This window comes from Bordetella genomosp. 11, from assembly GCF_002261215.1.
In the GTDB taxonomy this organism is placed as follows: Bacteria; Pseudomonadota; Gammaproteobacteria; order Burkholderiales; family Burkholderiaceae_B; genus Bordetella_C.
Map to the genome: position 1 here is coordinate 4,532,747 of NZ_NEVS01000004.1, position 11,959 is coordinate 4,544,705.

The 11,959-nt window shown below is 66.4% G+C and carries 9 protein-coding genes; 1 reads left to right on the plus strand and 8 read right to left on the minus strand.

Annotated elements, in window-relative coordinates:
• Window positions 1-113: 113 nt before the first annotated feature.
• A complete protein-coding gene (locus tag CAL28_RS28080; protein WP_094844264.1) occupies window positions 114-1,313 on the minus strand; it encodes an acetyl-CoA C-acyltransferase in 1,200 nt (399 codons plus the stop codon).
• A 227-nt stretch (window positions 1,314-1,540) separates the two neighbouring features.
• Here CAL28_RS28080 and CAL28_RS28085 point away from each other — a divergent pair, with 227 nt between their 5' ends.
• Entirely contained in the window at window positions 1,541-2,590 is a 1,050-nt protein-coding gene (locus tag CAL28_RS28085; protein WP_094844265.1) for a hypothetical protein, read from the plus strand.
• A gap of 108 nt (window positions 2,591-2,698) precedes the next feature.
• Here CAL28_RS28085 and CAL28_RS28090 read toward each other — a convergent pair whose 3' ends face one another.
• From CAL28_RS28090 to CAL28_RS28120, 7 genes are all read right to left on the minus strand, one after another.
• The gene (locus tag CAL28_RS28090; protein ID WP_094844266.1) at window positions 2,699-5,167 is read right to left on the minus strand and encodes a 3-hydroxyacyl-CoA dehydrogenase/enoyl-CoA hydratase family protein; all 2,469 of its coding nucleotides are present in this window, start codon (window positions 5,165-5,167) and stop codon (window positions 2,699-2,701) included.
• A 219-nt stretch (window positions 5,168-5,386) separates the two neighbouring features.
• Window positions 5,387-6,604, minus strand: coding sequence for a cardiolipin synthase ClsB (gene clsB, locus CAL28_RS28095; protein WP_094844267.1), 1,218 nt, complete (start codon window positions 6,602-6,604; stop codon window positions 5,387-5,389).
• The gene (locus CAL28_RS28100; RefSeq protein ID WP_094844268.1) at window positions 6,601-7,461 is read right to left on the minus strand and encodes an endonuclease/exonuclease/phosphatase family protein; all 861 of its coding nucleotides are present in this window, start codon (window positions 7,459-7,461) and stop codon (window positions 6,601-6,603) included. The genes clsB and CAL28_RS28100 overlap by 4 nt, the downstream gene beginning before the upstream one ends.
• Before the next feature lie 20 nt (window positions 7,462-7,481).
• On the minus strand, window positions 7,482-9,269 hold the full coding sequence (aspS, locus tag CAL28_RS28105) for an aspartate--tRNA ligase (protein ID WP_094844269.1): 1,788 nt from the start codon (window positions 9,267-9,269) through the stop codon (window positions 7,482-7,484).
• 94 nt (window positions 9,270-9,363) lie between these two features.
• Complete coding sequence (locus CAL28_RS28110) at window positions 9,364-10,026, minus strand: DUF502 domain-containing protein (RefSeq protein WP_176464172.1); 663 nt, start codon at window positions 10,024-10,026, stop codon at window positions 9,364-9,366.
• Between the two features lie 16 nt (window positions 10,027-10,042).
• Window positions 10,043-10,384, minus strand: coding sequence for an FmdB family zinc ribbon protein (locus CAL28_RS28115; protein WP_094844271.1), 342 nt, complete (start codon window positions 10,382-10,384; stop codon window positions 10,043-10,045).
• A gap of 193 nt (window positions 10,385-10,577) precedes the next feature.
• Window positions 10,578-11,843 (minus strand): putative Na+/H+ antiporter, encoded by a 1,266-nt coding sequence (locus tag CAL28_RS28120; RefSeq protein ID WP_094844272.1) that lies wholly within the window; start codon window positions 11,841-11,843, stop codon window positions 10,578-10,580.
• Window positions 11,844-11,959 lie beyond the last annotated feature (116 nt).

The window sequence follows — 11,959 nt, forward strand, 5'->3', positions numbered from 1 at the left end:
GGGGCGCCTCCAGGCCCGTTCGGCGAAGTCCGGCGAACGTTCATGCGGGCCGCGTTTCGCTCCCTTGAAACCATCACCATGCGCGTTGGCCAGAACCGGCCACCGCCGCGCGCTCACACCCTTTCAAACACGCCGGCCGCGCCCATCCCGGTGCCGACGCACATCGTCACCATCCCGTACTTGCCCTGACGGCGGCGCAGGCCATGCACGAGCGTCGCGGCGCGGATGGCGCCGGTGGCGCCCAGCGGATGGCCCAGCGCGATGGCGCCGCCCAGCGGGTTCACTTTATCTGGATCCAACCCCAGGTCTTCGATGACCGCCAGCGATTGCGCGGCGAAGGCTTCGTTCAGTTCTATCCAGTCCATATCCTGCTGGTTCAATCCAGCCTGCCGCAGCGCGGCGGGAATCGCCTCCTTCGGCCCGATACCCATCAGCTCCGGCGCGACGCCCCGCACGGCAAAGGAGACGAAGCGTGCCAGCGGCGTCAGGCCGTGATCGCGCACGGCACGCTCGGACGCCAGGATGATTACGCCGGCACCATCCGAGGTCTGCGAGCTGTTGCCCGCGGTGACGCTGCCGCGCGCCGCGAAGACCGGCTTCAGGCGCGCCAGCGCCTGCATGGAGGTATCGCGGCGCGGTCCCTCGTCGCGCGCGAAATCACGCTGCAGCACGTCGGTTTCCCGCGAACGCAGGTCGGCCTGCCGCGCGACCAGGGCGAGCGGGGATATCTCGTCGTCGAATTCCCCCGCGTCCTGCGCGGCGATGGCGCGCTGATGCGAACGCAGGGCGAAGGCGTCCTGCGCTTCCCGCGAGACCTTCCATTGAATGGCGACGCGTTCCGCGGTCAGGCCCATGCCGTACGCGATGCCCACGTCCTGATCGCCCGCGAATATCTGCGGCGAAAACGTTGGCGTGTAGCCCATCATCGGCACCTGGCTGAGCGATTCGGTGCCGCCGGCGATCATGACGTCGGCCTCGCCCAGGCGGATGCGATCGGCCGCCATGGCGATGGCGCTTAAGCCGGACGCGCAGAACCGGTTGACCGTAATGCCCGCGACACTATTGGGCAGGCCGGCCAGCAGCACGGCGATGCGGGCGACGTTCAAGCCCTGCGATGCCTCCGGCCGGGCACAACCGATGATCGCGTCCTCGATCGAGGCGGGGTCCAATGTGGGCACTTGCGCCAGCGCGGCCCTGATGACGGCCGCGAGCAGATCGTCGGGACGCATATGGCGCAGCGCCCCGTTGGGCGCTTTGCCCACCGGGGCGCGCGTGGCCGCCACGATGTAGGCGTCTTGTTGATGTAGGGCCATGGGCATCTCCTGGACTTGATAGGACGTTGCGGTACCGCGGGCGAAGTAAAGCGACACGAAAAAGTACGGTGCGGCGCGTTCGGCGGAATATTCGCGACGGTACCATCGTAACGCCTATACCCGTTGACTATGGCTGGAGCATCCCACTGCCGTATGGCCGCGACGCGAGCAACGTGATGACGTAACGATGTGCTGAGGACCTGCCCCCGGCACACAACGAGAAAAGGATGCCTGCCATGACAAACCCGCCATTCCAGTGGAATCCCGATGAGAACCAGACCTATACCGAGAGCGATGGCAGCCAGCAGCTGACCGGCGTCTTCAATAAGACATGCGGCAAGTCTTTCACCATGCAGGCGCTTAATCAGCAGTTATCCCTGCTGGTGAGCAGCAACGGGACAAATGTCTGGGGAGGTACCTGCAACAGCTGGACCTCTATCGCGCTCGATGAGGGCACCCTGACTTTCGGGGCGCCCGCTCCGGAGACCGCATATGGCCGACTGTCCCTGGTTGGCACCGATATAACCCTGCAACAAGCGGCGCGCTTCAATGCGAACCTGTGGGTATACGACTCCAGTGCGTTCCTCCATCCCAATCAGATGAATCTGAAGGCGGGCAGCGCGGTAGAGATATATTGCGCCGAAAGCTATGCGGCCGCCGGATTCATCAATATCGACTCGGCCCGGATGGAGGTGAAAAGCCCCGTGATGAAGGTGGAGAGTTGCAAAGTATCGCTATCTTCCGATGCCATGTCCCCGGGCGCATCCGTGTTCATGGAATGCATCCCCCAGACGGTGCAGAGCGATTTTCCTCTCGTACGCATGACAGACGCCACCATCCAGTGCGCCAATGCGTCCACGATGCAAATCAGGATGCAGACTGCGCAGCCGCTCGTTTTCCTCGATTCGACCGTTAGCGTACGGGACTCCGCCGCTGTCGAAATCTACGCGGACAATCTCGCATTTCCCGCCGCCGATCCTACGCGTTTCGAAATTGCGGGCCCGGGCGCTTGCACGATCAAGTTCTATGGCGCCACGCCCGGCACGCAAGCCCTGGACTTCATCAAGAACATCTATTCGCCGGGACTGTTCCGATTCGCCAGGAAAACAGTCCCTGAAAATCGCGGATCGCTGCTTATCGCCAAATGCGGCAATGCCTTCCAGTACGCCAACATGCTGAAGCAGCAGCTGCTGTACGTCGACGACCAGGAAGCGGACGCGAGCATGTTCAACCAACTGTACGAGCCGAACGGCGATCTGATCATTATGTTGAAGTGATCGCCGTTCGCGGCATGCCAAGGCGGCAACGCCGAAGGCAGCGGCCTGGAGCGCGCTCGTTTGCGGCCGCGGCGGGCTCCGGCACGCGGCGGCCGCCGGTCCGCAGGCCTAATTCCGTACCGGCTTGCCTGTCTTGAGCATGCCCATGATGCGCTCGTGCGTCTTGGGATTTTCCAGCAAGCCCAGGAAAGCGCGCCGCTCCAGGGCCAGCATCCATTCCTCGTCGACCAGGGTGCCGGGATCCACGTCGCCGCCGCAGATCACATGGGCGACGGTACGGCCCAGTTCGTAGTCGTACTCCGAGATGAATCCGCCATCCCGCATGTTGACCAGCTGTGCCGACAAGGTGGCGGCGCCGTCCCTGCCGGCCACGGGGAATGGCGCGTCCAGCGCCGGCCGCCACCCGGCATCGGCCAGCGCGGCGGCGTGGCCGATGGCGACGTGCAGCAACTCGTCTTCGTTCATGACGATGGGGTCGGTTTCGCGCAGGTAGCCGATCTGTCGCGCCTCCAGGGCCGAACGCGAGACTTTGGCGGTGGCGACGGCCTCGGCGAATTTCTGCAGGAACGGCAGCAAGGGCGCGTCCGGCGCGCAGGCGGCGCGTTGTTCGGCGGCGCGCCGGGCGCAATAGGCCAGCCCGCCGGCGCCCGGGACCAGGCCGACGCCGACCTCGACCAGGCCGATATGGGTTTCCAGGTGCGCGACGCGGGCAGAGGCATGCACGGCGATCTCGCAGCCGCCGCCCAGGGCCAGCCCGGACAGCGCGACGACGGTAGGCACGAGCGCGCTGCGGAAGCGCTGGGCGACGCGCTGCAGGTCGCGTTCCATCGGTTCGATCGCGGCCGGTCCGCCCTGCATGAAGGCAGGCAGCATGGCCTGCAGGTCCGCGCCGGCGGAGAACGGCTGGCCGGTCTGCCACACCACGAGGCCGCGGTAGCGCTCTTCCGCCAGGTCGACGGCACGCAGCAGACCCTGCGTGACGGCAGGGCTGATGGTGTGCATCTTGGTTTTGAACGATGCGATCAGGATATCGTCGTGGCCGTCCCGCGCCAGGGTCCAGAGGCAGATCGCTGCGTCCTCGTACACCGTGCGGCCCGGCGCCTCGTGCGTTTCTCCCACCAGGCGCGGGGGCGCCAGCTGGCGTCGATAGACGGGCAATTCGCGGCGCGGCTGGAATGCCTTTACCTCCGCGTTCCAGGAGCCGCCGGCGGTATGGACGCCGCCGTGTTCGGGCACCGGGCCGCGCATGGCCCAATCGGGCAGCGGCACCGGCGACAGGGCGCGGCCTTGGGCGATGTCTTCCTGTATCCATTCCGCGACCGTGGTCCAGCCGGCCGCCTGCCAGATATCGAAAGGCCCTTTCGCGTGCCCGAAGCCCCAGCGCAAGGCGAAGTCGACATCGCGCGCGGTGTGGGCGATCTCGGCGAGATGGACGGCGGAATAGTGGAAGGTGTCACGCAGCAAGGCCCACAGGAATCGGCCCTGGGGCTCGGTGGAGTCGTGCAAGGCGCGCAGCCGGAGCGCCGGGTCGCGCTCGGCCAGCGCGGCGACGGTAGCTTCCTCCAGCCGTGCATCGGACGCTACGTATTGGCGGGTGGCGGGATCCAGGCGCAGGATGGTCTTGCCCTCTTTGCGATAGAACCCGGCCCCGGTCTTCTGCCCGAGCGCGCCCTGCTCCAGCAGCGCCGCCAGCACGGGCGGGGTGGCGAAGGCCGCGTGGAAGGGGTCGTCCGGCAGGCCGGTCTGCATCGTATGGATGACGTGGGCCAGCGTGTCCAGGCCGACCACGTCCGCCGTGCGGAAGGTGCCGGATTTGGCGCGGCCCAGGCGGGAACCCGTCAACTCGTCGACGACATCGTAGGCCAGGCCGTGGCGTTCGGCTTCTATCATGGCGGCCAGGATGCCGAATACGCCTATGCGATTGCCGATGAAATTCGGCGTGTCCTTGGCGCGAACGACACGCTTGCCCATGTCGGTCGTCAGGAAGGTTTCCAGGCGGTCCAGCAGGGCGGCGTCCGTGCGCGACGCCGGGATCAATTCGACCAGCGGCATGTAGCGCGGCGGATTGAAGAAGTGGACGCCGCAGAATCGGTCGCGCATGGCTTCGGGCAATGTCGCGGCCAATGCATCGATGGACAGGCCGGACGTGTTGGTTGCCAGTATGGCGTGCGGGGCGAGCGCGGGAACGATGCGCCGGTAGAGGTCCTGCTTCCAGTCCAGGCGTTCCGCGATGGCCTCCAGTACCAGGTCGCAGCCGGCCAGGAGGTCCAGGTTTTCGTCGTAGTTGGCGGGTCGGATGTGCGCCGCGAGCTCGGCCGCGGCCAACGGCGCCGGATTCAGGCGCGCCAGCCCTTCGATGGCCTTCCGTGCCGTGGCGCTGCGGTCGGGGCCATCGGCGGGCAGATCGAACAGCACCGCGGGAATGCGCGCGTTCACGCAATGGGCCGCGATCTGCGCGCCCATGACGCCGGCGCCCAGGATGGCGACACGGCGGATGCGCGGGGCGGATCGAGGGGGGGCGGCATGTCCCGCCGCGGGGGCATGTGGCCCGGGTTGGGTCTCTGCAGCGGTGTTCATGACGAGCGTCTCCTTAAGAGAAGGGGCGACCTTGGCCAGCTTATACGTTCAGGACGGATCCATCGAGATTGTGGGGGATGCGCGGCAAGGCGACAATCGCGGCCCGCGGCGTGGGGCCGGCGTGCGCCGCGCGACTCGCGGATCGCCCCGTACACATGCGTAGCGATTCGCGCCATCCCGCCAGCCGCCGAGCGATGCGCCCTGGAGGAGCGAGGCGGGTCAATATCCCGAGGACTGGCCGGTCAGGGCCACGCCCAGGCGCAGCAAGGTGTACGCGACGTTATCGCCCAGCCGCCGCAGCAGGCCGCGCCGTTGATGGTCGGCCGTGCGGACCAGCCTGCCCCCTTTGGCGATTTCTTCTTCGAGCCTGCCGTACAGCTCGCGCGCGAAACCGGCATCGTCGACGACCACGTTGGCCTCGCGCGCCAGCAGCAGGCTGAAAGGGTCCAGGTTGGACGAGCCGACGGTGGCGACGTCGTCGATCACCGCCACCTTGGCGTGCAGATAGCCGGGCATGTACTCGTAGATCTCGATGCCGGCGTTCAGCAGGTCAGCGTACAAGACATGGGTGGCGTAGTACTGCAGGCGGTATTCCACCTTGCCCTGCAACAGCAGCCGCACCCGTACCCCGCGGGCGGCGGCGCGCTTGAGCGCGCGGCGAAAGCGCAGGCCGGGAAAGAAGTAGGCGTTGGCGATAAGGATTTCGCGGTTGGCGCGCGCGATGCCGTAGAGATAGGCGCGCTCGAAGGTCTGCCGCCAGCGCAGGTTGTCGCGCAGCACCAGGGCCGCGCGCAGGTGTCCGGGCGGCTCGGCCAGCGGCTGGAATTCGGGGCGTCGCAGCCGCCGGCGCTCGGCGGCCATTTCGCCGCGGCGCAGGACGGCCGGGTTCAGGCGTATCCAGAGCAGATCCTGCGCATGGATGGCGTGGGCGACCAGCGGCCCCTGCACCTCTACCGCGAAATCGAAACGCGGGTTGGCGTCGATGCCATCGGTCGGATCCAGATCGTCATAGTCGTCGACGATATTGATACCCCCGACGAAGGCGACGCGTCCGTCGACCACCGTGACCTTGCGATGCAGGCGGCGCAGCCGGCTGCGCGAAAACAGCAGCCGCCGCGGCCAGCCCGGTTCCGGCCGGAAGATGCGGCACTGGGCGCCGGCCTCCAATAAGCGCCGCTGCACCTCATGCACCCATTCCCAGCTGCCGAAGCCATCGATGACCACGCGCACCTTCACGCCGCGCGCGCAGGCGCGCTGCAGCGCGGCCAGTACCTGTTGCGCCGTGCGGTCCAGCGTAAAGATATAGGTTTCGAGGTGGACCACCGTGCGGGCGGCATCGATGGCCTGGCACAGGGCGGGGAAGAATTCCGCGCCGTTCTTGAGCAGCCGGATCGCATTGCCTTCCGACCAGTGCAATCGCAGCGGCCTGGACTTCACGGCAATTCGAGCTCCGCCAGCAAAGGAGAATGGTCCGACAACTTGGACCAGGCGCGCCCCCGCAACACGCGCGCGCTGCGCACGCCGAAACCGCGCTGGTAGATGCGGTCCAGGCGAAACCAGGGGAACACCGCGGGAAAGGTGCGCGGCGGCGGCGCGTCGCGCAGACCGCCCTGCATCGTCAGCTGGTTGGTGCGCTCCAGCATGGCCAGGCTGTTCGGCACGCCGCGCAGCACGTTGCTGAGCCGCCGCATGCTCTCGCGCAGGCGCGGGCCTTCGCCGCCGACCAGCTTGGGCGCATGGGAAAACACTTCGTAGACGCCCAGGCGCTGGACGAACAAGGGCGCCAGCCTGTCGCCCCAATCGTTGAAGTCGCCCGCGATCACCATGGGCGCGCCGGCCGGCACCACGCGGTCGATGCGGTCGACCAGGGCCTGGATCTGCCGCGTGCGGCTGCCGGAAAACAGGCCCAGGTGCACCACGAAGCAATGGACCTCGCGGCCGGCGACTTCGACCGTGGCGTGCAGCAGCCCGCGCTGTTCCAGCCGGTGATCGGAGATGTCCTGGTTTTCGTGTTCGAGGATCGGATACCGCGATAGCAGCGCGTTGCCGTGGTCGGTCTGGTTGCGGATGGCGTTGCGGCCGTAGCACATGTCCATGTGCAGCGCCGCGGCCAGCGACATGTGCTGGGCATCCAGCACGTTGCGGCTTTCGTTGCGGCCCTGGACTTCCTGCAGGAAGACCAGGTCCGGGCGCAGTCCGTACAACCCCAGGCGCAGCTCTTTAAGGGAGTCCCGCGCGCCGAGCGCGGAACGGCCCTTGTGGATGTTGTAGCTGACGACGCGCAGGATGGACATGGCCCTACCTTACCGCATCGTCATTTCGCTTCGGCGTTGCGCAAACGGATGTGCAGTTCGCGCAATTGCTTTTCGTCCACCGGCGAAGGCGCCTGCGTCAGCAGATCCTGCGCGCGCTGCGTCTTCGGGAAGGCGATGACGTCGCGGATAGAGTCGGCGCCGGTCATCATGGTGACGATGCGGTCCAGGCCGAAGGCGATGCCGCCGTGCGGGGGCGCGCCGTACTGCAGCGCGTCCAGCAGGAAGCCGAACTTCTGCCGCGCTTCTTCCGCGTTGATCTTCAGGGCGCGGAAGACCTTGCTCTGCACTTCCTCGCGATGGATACGCACCGAGCCGCCGCCGATTTCCCAGCCGTTCAGCACCATGTCGTAGGCCTTGGCGTAGGCCTTGCTGGGATCGGTTTCGAGGAAGTCCTCGTGGCCGTCCTTGGGGCTGGTGAAGGGATGGTGGGCGGCGGTGTAGCGGCCTTCTTCCTCGTCGTATTCGAACATCGGGAAGTCGATGACCCACAGCGGACGCCAACCGGGCGTGAACAGCCCGGAGGTCTTGCCGAATTCGCTGTGGCCGATCTTGACGCGCAGCGCGCCGATGGAATCGTTGACGACCTTTTCCTTGTCCGCGCCGAAGAAAATGATGTCGCCGTCCTGGGCGCCCGTGCGCTTGATCAGCTCGGCCAGCGCCGCGTCGTGGATGTTCTTGACGATGGGCGATTGCAGGCCGTCGCGGCCCTTGCCGGCTTCGTTGACCTTGATCCAGGCCAGGCCCTTGGCGCCGTAGATACCGACGAACTGGGTATAGCTGTCGATTTCGCTGCGCGACAGGGAGCCGCCGCCCGGCACGCGCAGGGCCACCACACGGCTGCCCGGGGTGGCCGCGGCGGTCGCGAAGACCTTGAAATCCACATCGCGCATGATGTCGCTGATGTCGGTGAATTCCAGCGACACGCGCAGGTCGGGCTTGTCCGACCCATAACGGCGCATGGCTTCGGTCCAGGTCATGCTGGGGAACGGCTGCGGCAGGTCGACGTTCTGCACCACCTTGAAGACATGGCGGATCATGCTTTCGAAGATCTCGCGGATCTCCACTTCGTTCAGGAAGGAAGTTTCGCAATCGATCTGGGTGAACTCGGGCTGGCGATCGGCGCGCAGGTCCTCGTCGCGGAAGCACTTGGTGATCTGGTAGTAGCGGTCGAAACCCGACACCATCAGCATCTGCTTGAACAGCTGCGGCGACTGCGGCAGCGCGAAGAACTGGCCGGCGTTCACGCGCGAAGGCACCAGATAGTCGCGCGCGCCTTCGGGCGTGCTCTTGGTCAGCATCGGCGTTTCGATATCGATGAAGCCCAGCGAATCCAGGAACTTGCGCACTTCGATGGAGACGCGATAACGCAGCATCAGGTTGCGCTGCATCTGCGGACGGCGCAGGTCCAGCACGCGGTGCGTGAGGCGCGTGGTTTCCGACAGGTTGTCGTCATCCAGCTGGAAGGGCGGCGTGACGGACGGGTTGAGGATTTCCACTTCCTTGCACAGCACTTCGACTTCGCCGGATGCCAGTTCGGCATTGGCCGTGCCTTCGGGGCGCAGGCGCACCAGGCCGGTGACGCGGATGCAGAACTCGTTGCGCAGGCGCTCGGCGGTCGCGAAGGCGGCGTTGTCGGGGTCGAAAACGATCTGCGCCAGGCCCGCGCGATCGCGCAGGTCGATGAAGATGACCCCGCCGTGGTCGCGGCGGCGGTTTACCCAGCCGTACAGGGTAACGGTCTGACCGAGGTGGTCACGGCAAACCTGGCCGGTGTAGCAGGTACGCATTGCGGGATGACTCCGTTTCTACTTTGTTGGGGCGCCTTGGAGCGTCACGATAATGGATCGAGGAGCGGGCTGCATGCCCGCCCGGATTGTTCTTTCAGGGGGTGGTGTCGCTGCGCTGGCGCACGCCGGGCGCGGTGGGGATTTCGGTAGTCCGGTCCGGGGGGGCCGGAGGCGGCGGCCCGACCACGCCCATGGAGACGACATACTTCAAAGCGGAATCCACACTCATGTGCAGGTCCACGACTTCGGCGCGGGGCATCATCAAAAAGAACCCTGAGGTCGGATTGGGCGTGGTCGGGACGTAGACGCTGACGTGGTCGCCGGGAAGGTGAGTCGCCACTTCGCCGCTGGGCGTGCCCGTCAGGAAGGCGATCGTCCAGGAACCCTGGCGCGGATACTGCACCAGCACGGCCTGGCGGAAAGCCTGGCCGTTCGGCGCCAGCACGGTGTCGCTGACCTGCTTGACCGAGTTGTAGATGGAACGCACCAGCGGGATGCGGCCGAGCAGCTTTTCCCACTGCTCGAGCATGGTGCGGCCCAGCAGGTTGGCGGCAAAGACGCCGGTCAGCAGCACGACCAGGATGACCAGCACGAAGCGGAAACCCGGGATATCGATGCCGAACAGGGATTCGGCGGACAGGAAACCCGGGACGAAGCCTTCCAGGGTGGCGATCAGGACGCCCAGCACCCAGACGGTGATCACCAGCGGCACCCAGATCAGCAGGCCGGTGATGAAGTACTTCTTGAAAATTCGCATCGCCATGGCGGCCGCGTCAGGAAGTCGCCGCGGGGGGCGCGGCGGGTGTGGCGGCGGGCGTCGCCGCGGGCGCCGCGTCGCCGGTCTTGGCCGCGCCGCTATCGGCGGCGGCGCTGCCCGTCTTGGCGTCGCTCTTGGCGTCGCTCTTGGCACCGCCGGACGATGCGCTGTTGCCGTTGTTGCGGAAATCCGTGACGTACCAGCCGGAGCCCTTCAATTGGAAGCCGGCCGCGGTCACTTGCTTGGTGAACGCGCTGGCGCCGCACTCGGGGCATACCGTGAGCGGAGCGTCGGAGATCTTCTGCAGCACATCCTTGGCGTGTCCGCAGCTGCTGCACTTGTAAGCGTAGATAGGCATTCAATCCACTCCCTGGCCGCCGGCACGAAAGAACCCGCCCACGGGCGCCGTTCAGGACAAACGGAACGCAGCAGGAGCGGGGCCGGCAAAAGTATGGGAAAGTCTTGAATTTTAGCGGGTTTTTGCCGCCGGCCCATGAAGGCCGGGCGCCGGCCGGCGCTTGCCCGGTCCGGATACCGCCGGCGACGCCTGGCTATATCGGCAACAGGAACATGCCGGCCGCCACGAGCGTTGGCAGCAATGCCGACACGAACAGCCGCCCGGCGGCAATGCTGCCGTCCGGGAAATGGTTCTTCAGGATGGAGAATCCCGCCGGATTGGGTGCGTTGGCGATGACGGTGAGGCCGCCGCCGGTGACCGCGCCGGCCACCAGCATGTACCGCCACACATCGCTGGTGCCCTGCACCAGGGAGCCCAGATAAGTCAGCGCCGCATTGTCGGTGATGGCCGTCAGGGCGGTGGCGCCCCAGAAGAGCACGGTGGGGGACAGGCCGCCCAGCAGATCCTGCAGCCACCATTGCTGCAGACCGCCCAGCACCACCAGGCCGGCCAGGAAAAAGCCGACCATCAGGCCTTCCTTGATCATCAGGCGGTTCTGGTGCCGCTTGTAGGCTTCCGTGAAGCCGATGAACAGCATCAGCAGGCCCAGGAAGATGGCGGGATGATGGGCGTTGAGCACGACGCCGACCAGGAAGACCAGATGGACGGCGATGACCGGCAGGGGGACGGGCGGGCGGGCGGTGTCACGGGCCGGCGCGTCCCGGCCGGCGGTGCGCAGCACGTCGCGGCAGACGAAAGTCAGCACGCCGGCGTTGATGAAGACCGCGACCGCGGCGCGCCAGCCGAAATGCGCCGCCATGTGGGCGGCATCCCAGCCGAAGGTGGAGGCCACCATCAGGACCGGCGGGGCGGCGTAGGAAGTCAGTACCCCGCCGATGGACACATTGACGAACAGGACGCCGAGCGTCAGGTACTTGAAACCGGCGCGCCCGCTGACCCGGAAATAGGCATCGCGAAGCAGAATAGCGGCCAGCGTCATGGCGGCCGGCTCGGTGATGAAGGAGCCGCACAGCGGGACCACCGACAGCACCACGAGATAGGTGCTCAGTTCATTCCGTATCGGCAGGACGCGGGCGATGCCGCGGACCACGGCGTCGACGAATTCCAGGATGGGGCGGCTGGCGGCCACCACCATGATGGCGAACACGAACAGCGGCTCGGTGAAGTTGCGCGTGTCCATGTACTCGATCGCCTTGCCGGAACCCCCCAGCAAGGCCATGCTGACGATCAGCGCCACGGCCCACACGCCGAACACGGCCTCGACTTCGGCCAGCAGATGCCAGACGCCGGCGTGCGGGCCGTTGCGATGGGCCAGCCGCGCGAAGAAGGGAACCGAAAAGGTATGCAGGACGGCGATGGCGAACAGCAGTGTGGCGATCAACTCGATCGTGGTGGGCATGCGTTGGGGTCCCTTATGTATTGTTCTGCGACGGCCGGCCAGATGCGCGGGGTCGCCGGTGCTCGTGCGCGGGCGTTGGGCGACTATACATAATTTGTCCCGCTGGTTTCGACGGC

Coding starts and splice junctions, on each gene's coding strand:
- CAL28_RS28080 (WP_094844264.1), bottom strand. CDS start 1,313: ATGGCCCTACATCAACAAGACGCCTACATCGTGGCGGCCACGCGCGCC.
- CAL28_RS28085 (WP_094844265.1), top strand. CDS start 1,541: ATGCCTGCCATGACAAACCCGCCATTCCAGTGGAATCCCGATGAGAAC.
- CAL28_RS28090 (WP_094844266.1), bottom strand. CDS start 5,167: ATGAACACCGCTGCAGAGACCCAACCCGGGCCACATGCCCCCGCGGCG.
- CAL28_RS28100 (WP_094844268.1), bottom strand. CDS start 7,461: ATGTCCATCCTGCGCGTCGTCAGCTACAACATCCACAAGGGCCGTTCC.
- aspS (WP_094844269.1), bottom strand. CDS start 9,269: ATGCGTACCTGCTACACCGGCCAGGTTTGCCGTGACCACCTCGGTCAG.
- CAL28_RS28110 (WP_176464172.1), bottom strand. CDS start 10,026: ATGCGAATTTTCAAGAAGTACTTCATCACCGGCCTGCTGATCTGGGTG.
- CAL28_RS28115 (WP_094844271.1), bottom strand. CDS start 10,384: ATGCCTATCTACGCTTACAAGTGCAGCAGCTGCGGACACGCCAAGGAT.
- CAL28_RS28120 (WP_094844272.1), bottom strand. CDS start 11,843: ATGCCCACCACGATCGAGTTGATCGCCACACTGCTGTTCGCCATCGCC.